Below are 19,923 nucleotides of genomic sequence, written 5' to 3' on the forward strand. Positions count from 1 at the left end.
CGATGCGCGTTACAATCCTTGGCGCTTCCCGGTTCGGGGCCGCGATTGCGGAGCAGCTGATCGACGCCAACCACGAAGTCGTGCTGGTCGATAAGGATCGCGCGCGCCTCGACAAATTGTCCGAGCGGCTCGATTGCGGCATGATCGAAGGCGACGGCACCATGCCGACGGTCCTGCGCGAGGCGTTCCGTGACGGTGACGATGTCTTTATCGCCGTGACCAATGCCTCGGACGACAATATCCTCGCCTCGATTGTCGCGCGATCTGTGGGCTATGGGCGTGTGATCCCGCAGATCACGTCAATGGAGTTGATGGATGTCTGCCATGAGCTCGAATTAAACGACGTGATCAATCCGCATGCGACCGTCGCTGACAGTATCTGCTCAGGGCTGGAGGATCGCACCGCCGTGGATCAGGATGCGACACTGCACCATGAACTGGCGTTCAAGCGGATCTTGGTATCCGAGGCGATGGCGGGTCAGGTGTTCGGCGATTTGGACGTACCAGAATACGCTCGCCCGATTGCTTTGGTTCGCGACGAGCGTGAGGCCTGGCCAAAAGCGGACACCAGCTTGCAAGCCGACGATTACATCCTCTTTGCGGTAGAACGAGACCGGATCGACGATCTGACCCAGCACTTTGGCGGCTAAGCGCCTACCAGGTCCGACATCCGCTTTTTGGACGGCAAAAGATCGGCGCGTTTAGCAAGGTAGATTGCGCCGATGACAGCTGCGGCGTTTGCCAGAACGGCCGCGCCAAGGATCCCCGCATAGCCAAACAAAATGACCCCCGCCCATGCCGCTGGCAGGTAGATTGCGAAAATGCGCGCAAGGCTCAGCGTCATGGAATAGACCGCCTTGGATCGCGCGTTCATGGCGGCGTTTGCGGTGACCAGGATGCCGTAGCCAAACAAGCTCCAGCCGACGACTTTCAGGTACAACGCCGCAAACTCTGCGGCTTCGCTCTCTCCCGCGAAGGCGCGGGCCAACGGATCGGCAAAGGCGGTCAGAGCGATGGCCAAGAGCACGCCATAGGCAAGGCAAAAGGTCCAGGCTTGCACGACAGCGGCACGGGCGCGGTCGTTCTTTTTCGCGCCCCAGTTCTGCCCGACCACCGGCCCAATCCCGGCCGAGAGCGCCAGAAGCACGACGATTGCCACCGACTGCACACGGCTCGCCGCGCCGAAGCCGGCGACCGCGGCCTCGCCCAAGGTTGCTACGGCGGCCGTCACCAAAGCCATCCCCGCCGGGTTGATTGCGTTTGAGAACGCCGCAGGTCCTCCAACCGCACCCACCTCGCGCATGCTGGATCCAAGGCCTTTCAGGACGTCCCCGCAGACCCGCAAATACCCATATTTGATCGCAACGATCGATGCGGCTGCGACGGCGACGAGGCGCCCGATAAAGGTCGCCAATGCCGCACCGCCCGTACCCATACCCTCCACCGGGCCCCAACCGAAGATCAGGACCGGATTGAGAGCGATATTGACTGCCGCCGCGCAGATCATGAACACCGACGCGTAAACCGCATCGCCATGAGCGCGGAAGATGGCGTTGATGATCATCATCACCACGAGAAACGGGAATGATGCCGACCAGATCGGAACATAGGCCCGGATCTCATCCATCACGGCGACGCCTGCGCCCATTGCGCCGAAAATCCACGGGAAGATCAGAAAGAAAAGCGCCGCGACACCGGCCGCAAGGACGGCGCCCAAGCCAAGCGAATGCAGTGATAGGCGAAAGATCTCGGCGCCCGTGGCCTCGCGTCCAATGGCCTGTGAGATGGTGGCATTCGCCCCGGCAGATAGACCGATGGCCAAGGACGATAGCGCCGTGGTGACAGGATAGATGAAGCCGACCGCCGCCAACGGCTCGCCCCCCAATTGCCCCAAGAAATACGCGTCGGCCAAGCCGATGGATAAGACCGCCAGAATGCCAAGCGACATCGGCGCAGATACACGTGCCAGCGCACGCCAAACTGGGCCCTCGGTCAGGTTTCTTTTCGCCATATTCTATTCCGTCGCCCGCCTTACACAAAAAAAAAAACGCGCCGCCCGCGGTGGCGGACGGCGCAGTATGAAATCAATTGAACGCCTCAGATCTTGGCGAGGATCTTGTCCATGGTCTCGCGCACTTCTTCCTTGGATTTGCCAAGCTTCTGCTGAAGTTGACCCTCCATCTGGTCGCGGTCACCTTTGGCCTGCTCAAGATCGTCATCGGTCAGGTCACCATAAGCTTCCTGAAGATGACCCTTGATCTCAGTCCACTTGCCTTCGATTTGGTCGCGATTCATTGCGTGTCCTTTCCTGTTTGGTGGAATGCCGTGCGTACACGACAGATCCGATTAGCTGTCGTCTGCTTCGGGCGGGGTCACCTCGATGCTCGGCACGGTGACGGTTTCCTCGGTGACTTCGACGTCGCCCACCTCGGCGTCGAACTCAGGCAGCTGACCACCTTCAACGGACACCTCCGGAAGTTCGCCGTCCTGCGTCTGATCAATGTCGACCATGTAGGCCCCACCAATGGCCAGAAGGGCGATGGCGACAGCCGCAATGATAATTCCGGTTCTCATAATCAATCTCCTTCGTGTCTGCTTGGAAAACGCGGCCCGCCACAGAAGGTTCCGGAAAAAATACGTTTCAGGCCAATGATCCGTCGTAGCGAACCGGAACAGTGATCAAGTGCCTGCGCTCGGGCGCAGTGCGCACCGCCAGGCAATCGCGAAGGTCGCGCGCCGTGTTGCACGATGTATGGTGCCAGCCAAACGCGCCGGCCAGTTGCGCCCAGTCGATCTGACTGAAGCCGAGGTCGGGGCGCTGCCCGGTCTCCCCTTCCTGCTTGTCCTCGATCAGGCCGTATCCGCCATCGATCCAGACCACGACGCTCATGGCCAGATCCAGCCGCGTGGCCGTCTCCATATCTTGGATGTTCATCATGACGTCGCCGTCGCCACACACCGCCAGCACACGGTCGTAGCGGCCCAACCGGGCGGCCGCGATCGTTCCGGGCAAGGCAAGCCCCATCCCCGCAAGGCCATTTGCGATGATGACCTGTCCAGGTTCGCCCGGCATCAGGTTGCGCGCCAGCGACAACTTGTGCGTGCCGACACCGGAGAGGATGAGATCGCCGTCACCCAGCGTGTTGTTCAGCGCCGCGACAAGGGCCGTATCGGACGGCGGCGTGTCGTCCAGTTTGCCAAGCGCATGGTTCAGATCGCTCAGCAATCCGGCCCGTGCCGCCCGCGCATCTGCCCAGAGGTCAGCCTTCCGTGACGCCGCGCGGCCCAAACCGTCCAGGGTCGCCTCAAAATCCCCAATCACCTCAGAGGTCACGCGCCAGCCGAGATCGCGCTGACCTTCCGTCGTGTCGATCCGAAGGGTCGGGATCTCGCCACCTTGGGATAGCTTTGAGACAGGGTATTCCACCGGATCCAATCCGACCGCGATCAACAGGTCCGACGCGGCAATTGCGCGATCCACATGGTCGTTCACAGGCAATCCGAAAGCACCCAAATGCAACGCATGGTCCGGCGGCAAAAGGCCCTTGGCCATAAAACTGGTGGCCACCGGGAGGCCTGTGCGGTCTATGAAGTCCGCAAAGGCCCCATCGGCCCCGGCGCGTCCGACCCCGGCACCGGCGAGCACCAAGGGTCGCGTTGCAGCGTTGAGCTGATTGACGGCGTCGGAGAGTGCTTTCGGGTTTGGGAAAGGCGCGGCGATCTGCGGTTTGCCGATGCTGCTCGGCGCAGTATCCAGCGTGGCACCGGCAAGATCTTCGGGAAGCGAGACATGCACAGCCCCTGGCGTGCCACCAATTGCCGTGCGCAGGGCCTCGGCAACGAGGTCGCCGATTTGGCTCGCCTCGCGGATCAGCACAGATTGCTTTGCAACCGGTTGGAACAGGCGTTCAAGATCAATGATCTGATGTGAGGCGGCGCCCCGATGCAAACGCGAGCGTGCGCCCTGTCCGGTGATGGCGATCAACGGCACATGGTCAAGCGTTGCGTCGGCCACCCCGGTCACCAGATTGGTGGCACCCGGCCCAAGCGTTGCAAGGCACGCCGCGGGTCGCCCGGTCAGCCGACCGTGAACCGACGCCATGAAGGCGGCCGCCTGTTCATGGCGGCACAAGACGATTTCGATTTCGGAAGCCTGCAGCGCAGCCATCAAGTCGCTGGTTTCCTCACCCGGAAGAGCGAAGACCGTGTCGATGCCTCCATCCGACAGGCATTGTACGAAGGCCTCCGCGCCCGTGATCGGCTTCGTCATCAAATCGCTCCCATCGCAGCGATCGCATCTGCCACGGTTCGGAAGGCCGCAATATTTGCCCCCTTGGAATAGTCGATCCGGTTGCCCGACCGCCCCTCGTCGGCGGCGCGGGCATGAATGCGTTTCATGATCTGCTTCAGGTCTGCGTCAACCTCTTCTGCGGTTGCATAGCGGCGATGGCTGTTCTGGCTCATCTCAAGGCCCGACACCGCAACACCTCCGGCATTTGCCGCCTTGCCCGGCGCGTGCAACAGCCCGCCGTTGGCGATAATATCGATGGCATCGGAAGTCAGCGGCATATTCGCGCCTTCGGCAACGATTTGAGTGCCTTGATCGACGAGCGCCTTGGCCATGTCCTTGTCTAACTCGTTCTGGGTGGCGCAGGGCAAGGCGATATCGACGTCCTGCTCCCACGGCATTGCCCCTGCCACGTAGCGTGCTTTCGTATCTTCAGGCGGGTGAGAGATATCTTCACCGGCCTGTTTGCGGGCCCGGACCCAGGCGATTGTGGCAGCATCGATTCCATCCTCGGCCACCAATGTGCCTGAGGTGTCGGACAACGTGATCACGTGGGCCCCAGCTTCCACGGCCTTTTCCGCCGCATGGGTGGCGACATTGCCCTTACCCGAGATTGCGACGCGCTTGCCCGCCAAATCGGCACCCTGTTCGGCCAACATGGCCTGTACGAAGTAGATTAGCCCATAGCCCGTCGCCTCCGTCCGGATCTGGGATCCGCCAAACGATGCGCCCTTGCCGGTCAGCGCGCCGGTAAACTCCAGCGCATGTGCCTTGTAGGCCGCAAAGAGCCAGCCGATTTCTCGTGTTCCGACATTGATGTCGCCCGCCGGGACGTCCCGGTCAGGCCCGATAAATGGCGCAAGTTGGCACATGAAGGCATGGCAGAAGCGCATGATCTCTGCGTCTGACCGGCCGGTAGGGTCGAAGTCCGCACCCCCCTTCCCGCCGCCAAGCGGCAGGCCCGTCAACGCGTTCTTGAACACCTGCTCAAAGCCAAGAAACTTTAGGATCGACGGCGACACCGTCGGATGAAAGCGCAGGCCACCCTTATACGGGCCGATCGCATCGGAATATTGCACGCGCCAGCCGCGATTGACCTGCGTCTCGCCCGCGTCGTCTTGCCAGACAACCCGAAAGCCGATGACCCGATCCGGTTCGGCCAGCCGGTCGAGCACTTTCGCGGCGGTATAGCCAGAATGCGCCTTTTCAATGGTGATCACGTCTTGCGCAACATGGCGCACGGCCTGATGAAATTCGGTTTGGTTGGGCGAGTGTGTCTCGACCCTGTTCATGAATTCGTTGACGAGCGTATGCCGTGACATCCACTGCCCTTTCGTTTTTGCCATGCAAAAAGGGCAGCCAATCCGCGTCGGATCAGCCGCCCTCTTTCGATCTTCGCCGCTTTACGACGAGCTTCTGACAGCCCGCACGATCAGCGTGACAACAAACAGCGCCACGAAGATGAAGAACAGGATTTGCGCGATGCCCGCAGATGCGCTGGCAATACCGCCAAATCCAAACAGTGCCGCGACAAGCGCGACGATCAAAAATGTGATAGCCCAACCAAGCATGGTATATCTCCGTTACAGTTACGGATAAGCAACCGGCCCACGCGCGTTGGGTTCCAAAAAAATCAGAAAACCTTCACCTGGGTCAACAAGTTCTGCACATCTTCGCTGCGAAATGGCTGCTTCAGCAGATGGACGCCACGCGGGACGGACGCCATGCCGCCACATCCGTTCATGGCGACCACGGGCGTGCCACGACGAAGCCAGCCCTGAATCTGCACTGCCTGCAGCAGCAATTTGGCCGAGCCTTCGACAAACGCAATTGCATCACTCTCGATCTGAACCTCGTCAAGGCTCCGGATCACCAGCACCTCACCTGCCCCCTCCGACAACAGCAATTGGCGCAAATCCTCTCCCACCAGCGGGTTGCCGTGGCAGACGACGGCCCTGCTGCGTGGCCCGTCTATCAAACGGTCCATCACTCACCTCTAAATCACATTTGGAACAAACCGATTGCTTGTTCGTTGACCCCCAATGCCAACAATGCGCTGGCCGCGCATTAAACTGCGACATAGCTACCGCAAGGAAACATGGTTACCGATTGTCAGAACTGCCCGCTTCGCAAGATTGAGATTTTCGAAGATCTCGGTCGTGATGAACTTGCCTATATGCAGCGTTTCAAACACGGCGAGCTGAAGATCGACCCACAGACGACCGTGATGATGCAAGGCTCCAACAGCCCGCAATTATTCACGGCGCTCAAGGGCATGGGATTGCGTTACAAGACATTGCCCGACGGTCGGCGACAGGTGGTGAATTTCGTGCTGCCCGGCGATTTCATCGGTCTGCAGGCCGGCGTCATGGGCGAGATGAAGCATTCGGTCGAGGCGACGACGCCGATGGTTCTGTGTGTCTTCAACCGTTCGGAATTCTGGTCGCTTTACAAAAATCAGCCCGAGCGCGCCTTTGATGTGACGTGGGCCGCTGCCGTAGAGGAGCATTTTCTCGGCGAGGCTCTTGCGTCGCTCGGGCAGATGAACGCTACGGAGCGAATGAGCTGGGGCCTGTTGCGCTTTTTCCTGCGATGTCAGGCCCTCGGCCTGGTTGATGGCGACCGCTGCCCCTTCCCCTATCGTCAGCAGGATCTTGCAGACGCCTTGGGATTGTCACTTGTCCACACGAACAAGACGCTGATGAAGCTGCGCGAGCGCCAGCTTTTGTCACTGGAGGACGGGATCTTGGCCCTCCATGCGCCGGAAGAACTCGAAGAGCTCGCCACACTTGAGATTGATCCGGTTCTGCGTCGACCGCTCATCTGAACCGCAAAGAAAAGCCCGGCACGAAGGCCGGGCTTTTCATTCGTTATCAAACGTTTTGAGCGGCGCCTCGCGGTCCAATGAAGAACCACAAGATAAAGCCGATCAACGGCAGGATCAGGACCAGCAGACACCATAGAACCTTCTTGCCGGTGCTCGCGCCAGATCCGATGATCGACACGATGGCCCAGATGTTGAGTACGAGCAAAATCAGCCCGCCGATACCAGTAACTTCCAACATGATTTATCCTCTCTTTATTAGGCTGCTTTGATCTCGGTACAGGATTTCAGGACCTTGTCACCGTCGGCCTGTTCAATCAGAAAAGCCGGCTCATCTGCAGACGCGTTGCGCGACACTTCCGTACCCTTGATCGTACGGCTCACATCGTCCTCAAAGCGCTCGGCAATCTTGCCCTCGCCTTCGCCGTTGCCCCAATCCCATTTCACGTTTTGGCCGACCTGAAAGCTCATTGATCGGCGCCTTGCACGGTGACGGGTGCGGCCTGGCTCTCGGGCTCCAGACCGTCCCAGGCAATAAAAACTGCCGCCGCTACAGCAGCGACGATCAGGGCCAGTGCAATGCCGAATAGGGATGGCTTGTGACGGCGCGTCTGCTTGTCGATGTTTGTGTCAGGTGCTGACATGCTTATACTCCTTTGATCTGGCAAGCCAACGCGCGGCGCGCTCATTTGTTCCCTACTGCGTTTTCCTCCGGCTCGACTTCGGCTTTCACCTGCCCCCAGGCGAGCAAGGTGAAGACCAACGTGCCGCCCACGATGTTGCCTGCCAGAACAGGCAGGAAAAACTGGACCAGAGCCGGGCCAAAGCCCAGATTGCCTTGCAATGCGAGGAACCACATCTCGACCGATCCGGCGATGATATGGGTGAAATCGCCTGCTGCGATCAGCCATGTGAACAGCACGATCAACAAGACCTCGCTGCCGTTCTGGCCAGGCATCATCCACACGATTGACGCCACAAGAACGCCCGCCGGGATCGCCCGAAAGAACGCCTCGCCGGGCGGGAAGCCGGTGGCATGACGGGACAAATCTCCGATAACGGCCAACAGGTCGGCGTCGAACGCACCGCTGAAGGCCATGAAGGCGGCCGCGCCCAAAGCGCCGACGATATTGGCAGCCAGGACGATGCTCCAAAGGCGCAGGACGCGACCGAAGCACGACGCCGACCGTTCAGCAACCAGCGGCAGGATGGTCGTAATGGTGTTCTCGGTGAACAATTGCATCCGGCCGAGGATCACCAGCAGAAAGCCGAAACTGTATCCAAGATTTTCAATCAGATACCGCCATGGCGTCTCAGGCAGGTTATCGCGCAGGACCGCCTCGCCCAAGACCGAGAATGAGATCAAAAGGCCCGCCGCGATGCCAGACCAGACCAAGGACTTGGCCGGTCGCTCCAACTCCTCTTCGCCGTCGCGGCGGATCACCTCATAGATCAATTTCGAATTGAGCCGAGTGGCTTCGCGGATCGCTTGTTCTTCGGCCATGGCATCCTCGCTGGTTGGCAATGCCTAACGCGCGCCACGCCCAGTGGTTCCGCTTAAAATCAATGGAACCTTGCGCCAGGTTCTTCGTTAAACATTCCGAGAGGAGTTCCATGCATGACCGAGACATTGAAAATTACACCACAAGCCGAAACCGTAAATACTGGCGTACGGAAAATCGAGGGGATCGCGGATGGCCTGGCCGACGTGTTGGCCGACACTTACCGTCTGATCTTCAAGACCCACGCCTATCATTGGAACGTGACTGGCCCCGCCTTCTATTCCATCCACAAACTCTCCGAAGAGCAGTACGAGAACATGTTTGCCGCTGCCGATGAGCTCGCCGAACGCATCCGTGCGCTTGGTCAGCTCGCACCGATGCGCATGGATGACATCATGAAGCGTTCAAAGATCGAAGATCTCGACAAGATGCCGAGCGCCCAGGAAATGGTCGACGATCTGGCAAGTGATCATGAGGCGTTGGCCCATCGCTTGCATGCGTTGATTGACCTGGTTGAAGGTCGCAAGGATCCGGTGACGGAAGATCTGGCGACCGAACGTTCGGCGTTCCACGAACAAGCCGCGTGGATGTTGCGCGCCCTGTCGGCCTCGTAGACACGATTTAAGCCCCGGCCTTTCGCCGGGGCTTTTTTCTTGCGCTCGAAATCATACGGTGACGTCGATGCGTTCGGAGGTCGCAAAGAACATGGCCTGACTAACGGCGGCGCGCACTTGTTCCTCGGAGTAAGGTTTGGTGATCATAAACGCGGGCTCGGGCCGGTCTCCTGTCAGCAGCCGTTCAGGGAACGCTGTGATGAAGATAACGGGGCGGTTGCCCAATTCCTTCAGCAGATCGTTCACCGCGTCGATGCCAGACGACTTATCGGCCAATTGGATATCGGCCAGGATCAGATCCGGCGCTGTCGCGCGCCCCTTGGCAAAGGCCTCGTCGCGCGTCCGCGCGATATCCGTCACCGTGTGACCCATGCCTGAGACGATGGATTGCAGGTCCATCGCAATGATGCCCTCATCCTCGATGATCAACACGTCGCCGGTCACCATCTCGCCCATGTCGTCCATGGCGCGCGCGAAGAGTTGCTCGACCTCATTTTGTCCCAACCCCATGATCTGCGCGATGGACCCGAAACTGAAACCTTCGATTGTGCGCAGCAAAAGCACCTCGCGGGAATTGTCGGTCAGGTGTTTCAACCGCCATCTGGCACGCATTTCCAGAAGGTCATCGCCCGAGGCGCCTTCATCCAATTTCGCTCCGGAACTCGACCAGATGGTGTGGAACGTTTTGAACAACGCGGTTTTGGCGTCATTCGCCGCAGCCAAAAGATCGGGGTCGGCCACCACGGTTTCCAACGCCGCAATCGCATACCGGTCGCCGCTCTCCTGAGCGCCCGTCAGGGCGCGTGCGTAACGCCGCAAAAAGGGGATCTCAGCACCAATTTTCGCGCTCAGATCGCCCTGATCAGTCGCATCATTCATTCCAATTCTCCCGTCATGAATTTTGTTTGGAACCTTTGGCGCGCTAGTTGGTTCCATAGTGAACCCAAATTTTCTCGTAGTGAGCACATGGACCAGAAGCCAAAAAAATCCAGCACGCGACCCAAGGCAATCGACAGGCAGATCGACGAAAACTTGCGTCGGGTCTATGATGAAACGCTGAACGAGGCCCTGCCGGACCGATTTACAGACCTGCTTACGCAGTTGAAATCCGGTAAAAAGGTGGCGTCGAATGACAAATGACCCTCGCGACGAGATCGTGGAACACCTGGGCTCCCTGCGGGCCTTCGCGCGCTCGCTGACCCGAAATGCAACCACCGCCGATGACCTGGTGCAGGACACCGTGGTCAAGGCCTGGTCAAACATCGACAAGTTTGAGCCGGGCACCAACATGCGCGCCTGGCTTTTCACGATCCTGCGCAACACGTTTTATTCGCTGCGTCGTAAACGCTCGCGCGAAGTGGCGGATGTGGATGGGGTCATGGCCGAACGATTGTCCGAAAAGCCCGCCCATGACGGTCGCCTGGTGATGCAGGATTTCACCGCCGCCTTCGCTGAACTGCCCGATGAACAACGTGAGGCTCTGCTTTTGGTCGGGGCCTCGGGCTTTTCCTACGAAGAGGCCGCCGATATGTGCGGCTGCGCGGTGGGTACAATCAAAAGCCGCGCCAACCGTGGTCGCAAACGCCTGGCTGAATTGATGCATCTTGATGAAAACGAGCCGCTTGAGATGACCGATCAGGCCACGATGGCGGTCGTGACGGGGCGACCGGCTGCATGAACAAAGCGCAGGATCAGCGGCGATGGTGGACATCGTTGCGGGTGCGATTGGCGGCCTTGGTCAGCATCGCGATCCTACCTCTTGGGATCGTGGCGGTGTTCCAGACCGCCGCTGTCGTGCGCGAGGCCCAAGCGTTGGAGCGTACCGCGCTCATGTCGCGTACCTTGCGCGCCGTTTCGACGGAACGCGCCCTATTGCGGCGCGCTTACGGATCTGCCGAAGCATTGGCGGTCGCCGCAAAAAGCGTCGGGTCGGAAACACCGCTGTGCGGAACCATCATGCGCAACTTTGTTGCCGAGAACGATACGATTGTGTTCGCCGGTTTCATTGACGCCTTCGGCTTCATGCAGTGCTCTTCCACCGGCGACACACAGGATTTCTCGGACTTCGACGATTGGCAAAGTTTCGTCGCCGATCCAAGGCCGATGATCGCCTTCAATCCCCAAGGTGCACTAAGCGGACGCCCGGTCATGATCGCCACGATGCCGGTTTTCGATGCAGATGGTCAGTTCCTCGGCGGCGCGTCCGTTTCCATCTCCGACGCCCTGTTGGGAACGGCGCAGGACCCCGAATTCGATGGTGTCCGCCTCGCGCTTCTGGATGGGGAGGGGGCGGTGCTCGCCGCATCGGTCGAGCCCGAGCAAATCGCGCGCTTCGGCTTTGTCCCGGCGGACCTTGTGATCACCGAAACGGGCTTCACCCGAGATGTAACAACGCGTGACGGGCGAACGGATTTGGCAGTGCTGGTGCCACTGATCGCCGACAGGGTTTACGTGCTGGGTCTTTACGAGGCCGGAACACAGGCCCAATCGGTCTCATTCCTCGGCACGGGCGCGCCCCTGTTCCCGATCTTGATGTGGGCAATCGCGCTTTGCGTGGCAATTTTTGCGATGGACCGTTTGGTGTTGCGTCACTTGCGCGAAGTGCGCGCACGCATGGCCAGCTTTTCGTTCGAAGATCCCGGCGACAGCTTTGCCATGCTGGAGTCTGCGCCTGACGAAATTACCGAAATCGCCGATACCTACAATCGCATGGTGGACCGTATACTTGGCGACCGCACCGAATTGTCGGAAGCACTGGCCGAAAAGGAACTTCTTCTGCGCGAAGTGCATCACCGCGTGAAGAACAATCTTCAACTGATCGCGTCCATGATCAACATCCAGATCCGGTCGGTCCCCGACGGTGAAAGTCGGCGCGTGCTGCGGCGTATGCAAGATCGGGTGATGGGCCTGTCGTCGATCCACAAAGCGCTTTATTCCGGCAACACACTTGCGCGCGTCCGAGCCGACAGGCTGCTGCACGATGTGCTGCAATCAACCTTGAGTATCGGATTGCCGCCCGGTCAGGGCGTCGAGACGCGAATGCAATTTGACCGATTGAGCCTTGAGCCCGACCATGCCGTGCCGCTGACCCTGCTGGCCAGCGAACTGACCACGAATGCCGTGAAGTACGTTGGGCGCCCCAATACCGGGCCACCGATGATCCGCCTGAAACTGGAGTGGAGGGAACGCGATGTCGTGTTGACAGTGGAAAATACGCTTGGCCGCGTTGTGCAGGAGGAAGACGGCGCACAAGGCACCGGCCTTGGCGCGCAACTGATCAGTGCCTTCGTGTCACAATTGGGTGCCACAATCGACGTGGATCATGATGCGGAGTTGCACAAGACCACGGTCATCTGCCCGGGGCTAGCAGCCGAAACTGTCGATGACGAGGAAGACACCGACGAGGATGACGCCGACGCCCCCGAGATCGAATTGCCCCGCGCCAGTTAAGGACCCCAACGCCCATGACGGTCGACCTATCCACCGCGAATGCCATCGAAGCGTTCGACCTTCTGGTGACCGCCGAGGAGGCGTTCGCAGCCTTTGAAGACGCCGTTCTTGCGGCTGAGCATTCTGTCGTTGGCTGCTTCCGCGTCTTCGACCTGCGCACGAAATTGCGCGGGGCATCCGCGCGAAAAATCGGCGACACATGGTTCGACCTGATCCTCCATGCGCTCAATCGCGGTGTCGCCTTCTCGCTGACGGTCACCGATTTCGACCCGATCATCGCAACCGAAGACCACCGGCGAAGTTGGTCCAGCGCCCGTCAATTCGCGGCCGTGAACGAGCTTTCAACCGACGCCCGTTTCACCTGGACGATTGCCGATCATCCCGCGCGCGTCGGCCTGATCCCGCGCGTCGCGCTGCAGGCCAAATCGCGGCCCGAAATGAACGCGACGGCAGAGGATCCGTTGACCCCGGGATTGGCGGACCGCAAATCGCGGATGGACCTGCCGCTGATTCCGGCCACACATCACCAGAAACTGGCCGTAATCGACAACCGCAGCCTTTATATCGGCGGGCTCGACCTGAATGAACGGCGCTATGACACCAAGGATCACGCTCTCCCTGCGGAGCAGACCTGGCACGATATCCAAGCCGTCGTAGAAGGCCCGGTGGTCGCCGCTGCTCTGCGCCACCTCGACAGTTTTCAGGCAGTCACCGCAGGACAACGCCCCGCTACCGCATCTGCGCCCGGTTTTCTTCGAACCCTGTCTATGAAACGCAGCGCTGAGGTGTTGCACTTCGGGCCCAAAGACCATGTTGCGGAGATCGAAAAGGCCCATCTGGACGCAATCGCCGAGACAGTTGGGCCGATCTATTTTGAAACGCAGTTCTTTCGTCACAAACCATTGGCCGAAGCCCTGGCCAAGGCCGCCCGCACAAAGCCGCAGCTGACGTGCACCATGGTGCTTCCCGCCTCGCCCGAAGATGTCGCTTTCGAGGGCAATCGCCGCGAAGATGCGCAATTCGGCGCGCAGCTTCAGATGGAGTGCATTGACATCGTTGCGGAGGCCTTCGGCAATCGCCTCTCGCTGGCTTCTCCGGCCCGCCCCGCGGTCGCACCAACTGACAGTTCACGTTACAGCACACTTTTCGACGCGCCGATCGTCTACGTCCATTCGAAAGTCTCGCTTTTCGGCGCGCAACAAGCCATCGTATCGTCGGCCAACCTCAATGGGCGCAGCCTGAGATGGGATACCGAAGCGGGCGTGCATCTTGTCGACCCCGACCATGTCCAAACTCTGTGGCACCGGGTGCTGAGCCATTGGTTGGGCCGCCATCCAATCGACCCTCTGGAGGATCAAACGACCTTCATCCACTGGCTGAACGGAGCTTTGGCGCAGAACATTGCAACCCCGCCGGAAGAACGTTCGCATTTCCTTTTGCCCTACCCACGGGGGCGCGATATCGAATTGGCGTCGCCCCTGCCCGGCGTCCCCGACGAGATGGTTTAGGACCGAACCAAGGGGAACTTGCCACGTGGTCGCTCCCTTGCCCGCCAGCGCACACCAACGACGCTTTCGTAGGTCGGCGACACGTTCCGATGGTTTTTGTCCGTCGGAAACGACCCGTGGCTCACCGCAGGCCCGGCGGGCGACTTGGCGCTTCGCTTGGCAATTGCCAACACCGTCCACCGCGGACCGACTACGCTGCCAAACGTCCCTTAAATACCTGATGCATATGAACGGGCGGCCAAGGCCCCATCGGGATTGATGCCGTCATCGCAAGTCTGCAACACAATGACAAAGGAACGCACGCGCCCACCAGGGCGGAACGCAAGGCCCTTTCATCGGGGTCCGTCGCTCTAGGGCCGGACTTACCTGTTCTGCAAAGGCCAGAGGCGTCCTGCAAGAAATCCACCCGGCAATCGCAACGTCGGCTTCGATCCGCCGTCGCGGCTGAAGCGCTCTTGGCTCAATCCGATGCTCTCAGAAATGCGGTCATCCCGTCTTCACCGATCCGCAAAAGCTCCGGCGCGTCCGTCCGGTCCTTCGGCAACACCGCACCATCGCGCACTGCGTCGATGATACCCGGATGGATGTAGCTGTTACGCGCAATTGTGGGCGTGTTGTGGAGGGTCTGCGCGGCTGCCGTCGAGACATGTTTGATCGTGGGCTGCTCTGCGGCCCGCGCAGCCAGAAATGCCGCGCGACTGCCGTTCCAGGTGCGCATCAGGCGCGGCGTCACCTCACAATCCAGGATCTCGCGCATGGTATCGACCACCACTCCCGGCTGTACCGCGCGCCAGCGTCCGCGCGCATCACGCCACCCAACCAACCGCTCGCGCGCCCCGTCCGGACCGATATGCAAACGCCGCCTGAGCGCTTGCGACAAGCCCGATTTCGTCACCTTCGCGCCCCCTTTGGCCGAATAGGCGAGCATCATGCCCTCATCCATTTCAATCAAGTGGCGCTGCTGCAAGGTAGTGGCCGCGAAGCTACCATTCTGGCGGCTGTAATCGGGATGACCAACGCGCAGTGAATGGCGATCTATGAGGCAAAGTATTGTGGCAACCGCCGCCTCCTCGCTCGGGTCATTGCTCCGGATCTGGCGGGAAATCCACCGCCGCAGGCGCGGAAGGCGCGGCCCGATATTGCTCAAATGCTCAAATTTCCGTTCCTGATGATGGCGGGTCCAATCCGGATGATACCGGTATTGCTTGCGCCCCGCCGCGTCACGCCCCGTCGCAAGCAGATGCCCCTGCCTGTGCGGGGAAAGCCAAACCTCGGAATAGGCCGGCGGGATGGCCAGTGCATCAAGAGCTGCACGGTGCTTGGCGTCTGTGATCCTGTTGCCGTCGGGCGCGCGGTAGATGAATCCCGTCCCGCGGCCCGACCGCGTGATACCGGGCTCACTGTCGGGGTAGAAAATCAGGCCCAACTGGCGACACAGGTCCTCTGACGCGGCGACGCCCATCTCCTATGGCGCACGCAGCGCGTCAATCAGCTCATCTTTCGTCATGTCCGACCGGCCGTTGATTTCCAATTCACGCGCACGCCGGACCAGATCGTCCTTTGTCCAATCCTCGTAGGGCGGTTGCTTGCCACCCTTGGCAGATGGGTCGCGGTCAGGGTTCGCGTTGGCATTGGCGATCCGGGCCGCCTTTTCCTTGCCCATACCGTCCGCACGCAGGGACTCATACATGTCTTCGTCTTTGATACTCGGTCGATCAGCCATCTTCGGTCCTCCATGGAACCGAGACGAACGCACAAAGACCTTGGGGGTTCCGCCAAGGTTCAAAAATAAATCTCGGAACTCATACGCAGGCCGGTTTGTTCATTCTGCAACCAATCACGGAGGATCACATGCCTGAAACAATGCACACCGCAGCGCCCGGCACGACAACCGGAGATCCAGCCATTTCGGCTATGAGCGACATCGCGAACACCCTTGCCGATCTGATCAAGGGGTATGAAGAGATGGTCGACCGCGCGGACGACGATCTGAAGCCGATTGTTCAACGTCTCCTGGCCATTCATCAAGGCCATGCCGCAGAGGTTTTCGAACATTTCGAACGTCTTGGCGGGCAGCCCGGTGAAGCGGGCTCGCTCATGGGTCTCGTTCACACCGCCGTCGCAACCGTGCGCGATTGGGCCGATGCGCTGGATGCGTCGGCCATCGAAGCCATCGCCGATGGCGAAGAGCAGATTGTCGACACCTATGACAAGGCGATCGAGAAGGTCGCCGATCGACGCGACTACGCCGATCTCCTCGTGAAACAGCGCGACGACCTGAAAGTCCAGATCGACGCCCTGCGAAGCTAACCGAATTTCTTGCATTAAAAGGAGCATGCTGATGAGCACGCAACAGCAAAAAAGTGACCCGAAAACCGCGGCCAAGGATGTCGCGGCGAAGGCAAAAGCCGAAGCGTCCAGCACCGCAGATGACATCAAGGACGCGGTCGCGGACAAGGCCGATGACGTCATGGATGACGTTGCGGCCAAGGCCGACGCGCATGCGGATGACCTTCGCGACGCTGGTGCCGCGTTCGAGAACAACCCATATGCCCGGCAGGCCGCCGAGCAGATTTCCGACAGCCTGACGCAAATGGCATCCACCCTGCGCGACACGGATCTCAGCACGTTGCAAAATGACGTGTCGGCATTCGCGCGCCGCAACCCGCTGGTGTTCTTCGGCAGCGCAGCCGCTTTGGGTTTCCTTGCCGGGCGGGCCGTGAAGGCCTCCGAACGCGCCGACTATCAGGTCAGCGCATCGGATCGACACAATTACCCGTCCGTGCCTGATGCGCAGCGCGCCTACCCGGACCAGAACAAGCACCGCTGGGGGTATTCGTGATGCCAGGACCCTCTCCCTCGCCGCTGTCTCACGCAGCGCGGCTGCTTGAAGCCGCGGCGGGCATGGCGAAACACGAATTCCGTCTGGCAAGGGCCGAGATATCCGAAAATCTCGGCCACGCCAGGGTCGGGGCCGCATTGATTGGCGCTGCCGCGATGATTGCCCTTGTCGCCGTGTTCGTCCTGTCCGTGGCCGCGGTCGCCGGGCTTGCGGCGGCCGGCTTGCCGGTCTGGATGGCCGCTCTGATCATGGGCGGTGCCCTTGCGCTGATCGCCGGGGTCTTGCTGGCACTCGGGCTTTCGAAGGTGAAGGCCAAACGCCTGATCCCTGACCGCACGCTCAGCAACATCCAACGCGACATGCAGGTGCTGAAGGAGGCCGCAAATGCCTGATCTGAACGAAATCGAATGCGACCTAGTTCGCGAGCGTGACGCGCTCCGAACACACATGTCCGCCTTGGGTGGCGATTTGCGCCCCGCGCGCCTGATCGACGGCGCCATGGCGCAGATGACAGGCGGCGATCTGGCCGCAGCGGTCGGCCCGGCATTGCGCAGCCCCAAGGTGCCCCTGGCCCTTGCCGGTCTGGGCATCAGCTGGTTCGCGGCGCAAATGGCAACCACCAAGGCGTCCCCGCGTATTCACCCCGCGTCCAGTTCACCCTCATACGACCCGAGCGACACCGGCAGCGTGCAGGGCTTTCGACGCCCCACGATGGATGGACCGGAAATGGCCGAATTCGACGCGCGCCTGCGGGCCGCCGATGCCGCCAGCACCGGGCGATTCGGAACCGAAACCTATGAAGGAGACACCGATATGACGACCTCCAATCACACAGAAAATCCGAGCCTCCGAGACCGGGCCTATGCCTCCGCCGAGGTCCTGCGCGGCAAGATCGAAGACGGCATGGGGAACCTGCCCAACGGCGCCAAGGCCCGCATCCGCGCGGCGCGCGAAGCGGCGATCAACGCACAAGCGCAGGCCGAGCACCACGCCAGCCGCGCCGCCACCGCCACAAAGCAGACGGCGCAGGAAAATCCCTTGTTGATCGGAGCGCTTGTGTTCGCCGCAGGGGCCGCGCTTGCCGCTGCCTTGCCCCGCACGTCGGTCGAGAACCGCAGCATCGGTGCACATCGCGACCGCCTCTTCGACGAAGCCGATCGTGTGTTCCGCGAAGAGGTGGAGAATGCCAAAGTCCTGGCGCGCGATACCGTCGCCAAAGGTCAAGAGCAGGTGAAAGACACCATCGGCAGCGTCGCCGACACCGTCAGCGAAAAGGCGCAGGATATGAAATCCGGCAACGGCCGTCCCAAAGTTGCCGCGCACGGCTGAAGCGCTGTCTCAGGACACGATCAAGGCCCCGGCACCCGAGTGCCGGGGCTTTCTCATGCCGGCCTGTCGGATGCTCCCATCATGTAAAGCGCCCAAACCAACACCGGGATCGCCACGAGCCCGCCGACCGGGCCCCAAAGCCACAACCAGCCGACCAGCGACAGGAACACCAAAAGCGGGTTCAGAGACATGTGCTGACGAACCAGCGTCGGCGTGGCGAATTGGGCCTCAACCATGTTGAGCGCAAGAAAGATCGCGTCTGGCAGAAAGCTGAACGCGCCGTCGAATGTCACCATACCGACAACAATCAAAGCAAGCGCAACCAGCCCGGGTCCGAGATACAGCATGTAATTCAACAGGAACGTCGCAAGCCCCCAAAGATCGGTTTGGGGCATGCCGATGGCCATCAGTGCGAAGGTCACGCATGCCCCAAATCCCGCATTGATCAAGGTCACCGTCAGGAGATACCGCGACACCCGGTGTTCGGCTGCCTGCAAACGCCGCACGTCGATGCTTTCGAAGGCGGCGGCCATGTGCGCATAGAGCTCGGTTCGACTAGCGAGAAAAAAGTAGAGCGTTCCGACGAAGACCAGAAACGCGCTGAAGACGGCGGGGCCGTAGGACAGGGCATCGAGGAGGTTCGGGATCGGTAGATCGTCCTGCGCAGTGGCGCCCTCCTCCGCACCGTTGGACGACTGCGCCTCTTCTACCAGCGCGTCGGCCACGGTGTCCTGCAGATCGCGCATGCCGTCCAAGGCGTTTCGGGCCAAGGCGACAAGGCTTTCGAACTCGAACCAAATCACGGGCGCTTGCCGGATCGCGTGGCTGAGCGTCGGCTCAAGCAACACGACCAACGTGATCGCAGCCAGCAGGAACATCGAAAGAACCGCAAACGCCGCCGCCGCCGTATGAAAGCCACGGTTTACCATCCAATCTGTCAGCGGGGACAGGACGACGCCGATCACAACCGCGCTAAGGACCGGTGCCAAGATGGATTGCCCGAAGTCCATCGCGGCAATCGTGGCCAGCGCGCACAAAACGATAAGGCAGGCCCGGACGGCGCGCGATTAATTGTTTTCCATTTCACGCAAGCGCGCGATCCGGCGTTTGGTTCCCCGCCTCCCATAACGAGTCAAATGGCAAAGGACCCGGAACCAAAGGGCGATCGAAGGGTTGTTGTCATGCAAACCAATCGCAGGAGACTTCGCCATGAGCCACATCGCCAACGACGAAAACCTTGAGAAACTCAAAGGCTCCGAGCAGCATCACGAATTGAAGAACCGGCCCGGCAAGGAAGGCGATCCCAACCACGTGCGCAAGGCCGACAAGGAAGCCCTCGGCGTGACGCCGCAAGGGGAGAAAACCTGACCCTTTCCGTGTAGGTGTCGCAGGTCGCGAGAACATCCCACGCCCCGCACCGCCCAAACCTTTTGTTTGTTTGCGCGGATGCGGGGTTTTGGGGTGTCTCGGTCCCGTCTTTCGAAACTTGATCGGCGCATCTGTTGCCGGGCAGGAATGCCTCCCGAACACAATCAGGGGTCGTCTTGCTGAGGCCAGGCTTGGTCG

Annotated in this window: 27 protein-coding genes; 12 read left to right on the forward strand and 15 right to left on the reverse strand. The window is 60.4% G+C overall.

All coding sequences use genetic code 11. The annotated features are described in order from the left end of the window. Positions 1-2: 2 nt before the first annotated feature. Positions 3-650, forward strand: a complete 648-nt coding sequence (locus V8J83_RS08045; RefSeq protein WP_339985236.1) for a potassium channel family protein — start codon at positions 3-5, stop codon at positions 648-650. On the opposite strand, the gene V8J83_RS08050 is transcribed toward V8J83_RS08045, so the two are convergent. The 7 genes from V8J83_RS08050 to V8J83_RS08080 all read right to left on the reverse strand — a co-directional run bounded on the left by V8J83_RS08050 (position 647) and on the right by V8J83_RS08080 (position 6,275). Continuing rightward, a complete protein-coding gene (locus V8J83_RS08050; protein ID WP_339985239.1) occupies positions 647-2,011 on the reverse strand; it encodes an MATE family efflux transporter in 1,365 nt (454 codons plus the stop codon). The genes V8J83_RS08045 and V8J83_RS08050 overlap by 4 nt on opposite strands. An 86-nt stretch (positions 2,012-2,097) precedes the next feature. Further along, positions 2,098-2,295 carry a CsbD family protein gene (locus tag V8J83_RS08055; protein WP_339985240.1) on the reverse strand — a complete coding sequence of 66 codons (198 nt, stop codon included), beginning with the start codon at positions 2,293-2,295 and terminating at the stop codon, positions 2,098-2,100. A 51-nt stretch (positions 2,296-2,346) separates the two neighbouring features. Continuing rightward, a complete protein-coding gene (locus V8J83_RS08060) occupies positions 2,347-2,574 on the reverse strand; it encodes a hypothetical protein (RefSeq protein WP_339985242.1) in 228 nt (75 codons plus the stop codon). Positions 2,575-2,641: 67 nt separating this feature from the next. Beyond that, the gene (locus V8J83_RS08065; RefSeq protein WP_339985244.1) at positions 2,642-4,270 is read right to left on the reverse strand and encodes a thiamine pyrophosphate-binding protein; all 1,629 of its coding nucleotides are present in this window, start codon (positions 4,268-4,270) and stop codon (positions 2,642-2,644) included. Next, entirely contained in the window at positions 4,270-5,610 is a 1,341-nt protein-coding gene (gdhA, locus tag V8J83_RS08070) for an NADP-specific glutamate dehydrogenase (RefSeq protein ID WP_339985247.1), read from the reverse strand. Before gdhA ends, V8J83_RS08065 begins: the two co-directional genes overlap by 1 nt. Before the next feature lie 81 nt (positions 5,611-5,691). Beyond that, a complete protein-coding gene (locus tag V8J83_RS08075; RefSeq protein ID WP_339985250.1) occupies positions 5,692-5,859 on the reverse strand; it encodes a DUF1328 domain-containing protein in 168 nt (55 codons plus the stop codon). A 62-nt stretch (positions 5,860-5,921) separates the two neighbouring features. Then, a complete protein-coding gene (locus tag V8J83_RS08080; RefSeq protein ID WP_339985253.1) occupies positions 5,922-6,275 on the reverse strand; it encodes a hypothetical protein in 354 nt (117 codons plus the stop codon). A gap of 111 nt (positions 6,276-6,386) precedes the next feature. On the opposite strand from V8J83_RS08080, the gene V8J83_RS08085 reads away from it, so the two are divergent. After that, a complete protein-coding gene (locus tag V8J83_RS08085; protein WP_339985255.1) occupies positions 6,387-7,115 on the forward strand; it encodes a Crp/Fnr family transcriptional regulator in 729 nt (242 codons plus the stop codon). Between the two features lie 46 nt (positions 7,116-7,161). Here the strand turns inward: V8J83_RS08085 and V8J83_RS08090 are convergent, their stop codons facing one another. Genes V8J83_RS08090 through V8J83_RS08105 form a run of 4 tightly spaced genes read right to left on the reverse strand, consistent with a single transcriptional unit; the run spans position 7,162 to position 8,616 of the window. Beyond that, a complete protein-coding gene (locus V8J83_RS08090; protein WP_339985257.1) occupies positions 7,162-7,353 on the reverse strand; it encodes a PLD nuclease N-terminal domain-containing protein in 192 nt (63 codons plus the stop codon). A 17-nt stretch (positions 7,354-7,370) separates the two neighbouring features. Beyond that, positions 7,371-7,583: a hypervirulence associated TUDOR domain-containing protein gene (locus V8J83_RS08095; protein ID WP_339985258.1), complete on the reverse strand. Its 213-nt coding sequence runs from the start codon at positions 7,581-7,583 to the stop codon at positions 7,371-7,373. After that, positions 7,580-7,756 carry a hypothetical protein gene (locus tag V8J83_RS08100; protein ID WP_339985260.1) on the reverse strand — a complete coding sequence of 59 codons (177 nt, stop codon included), beginning with the start codon at positions 7,754-7,756 and terminating at the stop codon, positions 7,580-7,582. The genes V8J83_RS08095 and V8J83_RS08100 overlap by 4 nt, the downstream gene beginning before the upstream one ends. A 41-nt stretch (positions 7,757-7,797) precedes the next feature. Further along, positions 7,798-8,616 carry a formate/nitrite transporter family protein gene (locus tag V8J83_RS08105; RefSeq protein WP_339985261.1) on the reverse strand — a complete coding sequence of 273 codons (819 nt, stop codon included), beginning with the start codon at positions 8,614-8,616 and terminating at the stop codon, positions 7,798-7,800. A 114-nt stretch (positions 8,617-8,730) separates the two neighbouring features. On the opposite strand from V8J83_RS08105, the gene V8J83_RS08110 reads away from it, so the two are divergent. Beyond that, on the forward strand, positions 8,731-9,228 hold the full coding sequence (locus V8J83_RS08110; protein ID WP_339985262.1) for a Dps family protein: 498 nt from the start codon (positions 8,731-8,733) through the stop codon (positions 9,226-9,228). A gap of 51 nt (positions 9,229-9,279) precedes the next feature. Here the strand turns inward: V8J83_RS08110 and V8J83_RS08115 are convergent, their stop codons facing one another. Continuing rightward, complete coding sequence (locus V8J83_RS08115) at positions 9,280-10,107, reverse strand: response regulator (RefSeq protein WP_339985263.1); 828 nt, start codon at positions 10,105-10,107, stop codon at positions 9,280-9,282. A gap of 87 nt (positions 10,108-10,194) precedes the next feature. On the opposite strand from V8J83_RS08115, the gene V8J83_RS08120 reads away from it, so the two are divergent. Genes V8J83_RS08120 through V8J83_RS08135 form a run of 4 tightly spaced genes read left to right on the forward strand, consistent with a single transcriptional unit; the run spans position 10,195 to position 14,186 of the window. Continuing rightward, positions 10,195-10,368, forward strand: coding sequence for a NepR family anti-sigma factor (locus V8J83_RS08120; protein WP_339985264.1), 174 nt, complete (start codon positions 10,195-10,197; stop codon positions 10,366-10,368). After that, positions 10,358-10,906 (forward strand): RNA polymerase sigma factor, encoded by a 549-nt coding sequence (locus V8J83_RS08125; RefSeq protein WP_339985266.1) that lies wholly within the window; start codon positions 10,358-10,360, stop codon positions 10,904-10,906. Before V8J83_RS08120 ends, V8J83_RS08125 begins: the two co-directional genes overlap by 11 nt. Continuing rightward, entirely contained in the window at positions 10,903-12,678 is a 1,776-nt protein-coding gene (locus V8J83_RS08130) for a sensor histidine kinase (protein ID WP_339985268.1), read from the forward strand. The genes V8J83_RS08125 and V8J83_RS08130 overlap by 4 nt, the downstream gene beginning before the upstream one ends. Before the next feature lie 14 nt (positions 12,679-12,692). Next, positions 12,693-14,186, forward strand: coding sequence for a phospholipase D family protein (locus V8J83_RS08135; protein WP_339985270.1), 1,494 nt, complete (start codon positions 12,693-12,695; stop codon positions 14,184-14,186). A gap of 460 nt (positions 14,187-14,646) precedes the next feature. Here V8J83_RS08135 and V8J83_RS08140 read toward each other — a convergent pair whose 3' ends face one another. Together V8J83_RS08140 and V8J83_RS08145 are read right to left on the reverse strand one after the other, a co-directional pair. Then, the gene (locus V8J83_RS08140) at positions 14,647-15,648 is read right to left on the reverse strand and encodes a DNA topoisomerase IB (RefSeq protein WP_339985272.1); all 1,002 of its coding nucleotides are present in this window, start codon (positions 15,646-15,648) and stop codon (positions 14,647-14,649) included. 3 nt (positions 15,649-15,651) lie between these two features. Beyond that, entirely contained in the window at positions 15,652-15,909 is a 258-nt protein-coding gene (locus V8J83_RS08145) for a DUF7218 family protein (protein WP_339985273.1), read from the reverse strand. Between the two features lie 128 nt (positions 15,910-16,037). Between V8J83_RS08145 and V8J83_RS08150 the strand changes: the two genes are divergently transcribed. The 4 genes from V8J83_RS08150 to V8J83_RS08165 are packed head-to-tail and all read left to right on the forward strand — an operon-like array spanning position 16,038 to position 18,357. Further along, positions 16,038-16,496 carry a DUF2383 domain-containing protein gene (locus tag V8J83_RS08150; RefSeq protein WP_339985275.1) on the forward strand — a complete coding sequence of 153 codons (459 nt, stop codon included), beginning with the start codon at positions 16,038-16,040 and terminating at the stop codon, positions 16,494-16,496. A 31-nt stretch (positions 16,497-16,527) separates the two neighbouring features. Beyond that, positions 16,528-17,028, forward strand: a complete 501-nt coding sequence (locus V8J83_RS08155) for a hypothetical protein (protein ID WP_339985277.1) — start codon at positions 16,528-16,530, stop codon at positions 17,026-17,028. Then, positions 17,028-17,420 carry a phage holin family protein gene (locus V8J83_RS08160; protein WP_339985279.1) on the forward strand — a complete coding sequence of 131 codons (393 nt, stop codon included), beginning with the start codon at positions 17,028-17,030 and terminating at the stop codon, positions 17,418-17,420. Before V8J83_RS08155 ends, V8J83_RS08160 begins: the two co-directional genes overlap by 1 nt. Then, complete coding sequence (locus tag V8J83_RS08165; protein ID WP_339985281.1) at positions 17,413-18,357, forward strand: hypothetical protein; 945 nt, start codon at positions 17,413-17,415, stop codon at positions 18,355-18,357. The genes V8J83_RS08160 and V8J83_RS08165 overlap by 8 nt, the downstream gene beginning before the upstream one ends. A 53-nt stretch (positions 18,358-18,410) precedes the next feature. Here the strand turns inward: V8J83_RS08165 and V8J83_RS08170 are convergent, their stop codons facing one another. Next, positions 18,411-19,394, reverse strand: a complete 984-nt coding sequence (locus V8J83_RS08170; protein WP_339985283.1) for an AI-2E family transporter — start codon at positions 19,392-19,394, stop codon at positions 18,411-18,413. 172 nt (positions 19,395-19,566) lie between these two features. Between V8J83_RS08170 and V8J83_RS08175 the strand changes: the two genes are divergently transcribed. Further along, the gene (locus tag V8J83_RS08175; protein ID WP_339985285.1) at positions 19,567-19,725 is read left to right on the forward strand and encodes a hypothetical protein; all 159 of its coding nucleotides are present in this window, start codon (positions 19,567-19,569) and stop codon (positions 19,723-19,725) included. Positions 19,726-19,923: the final 198 nt, after the last annotated feature.

Origin of the sequence: Gymnodinialimonas ulvae (assembly GCF_037543845.1) — a bacterium.
GTDB lineage: Bacteria > Pseudomonadota > Alphaproteobacteria > Rhodobacterales > Rhodobacteraceae > Gymnodinialimonas > Gymnodinialimonas ulvae.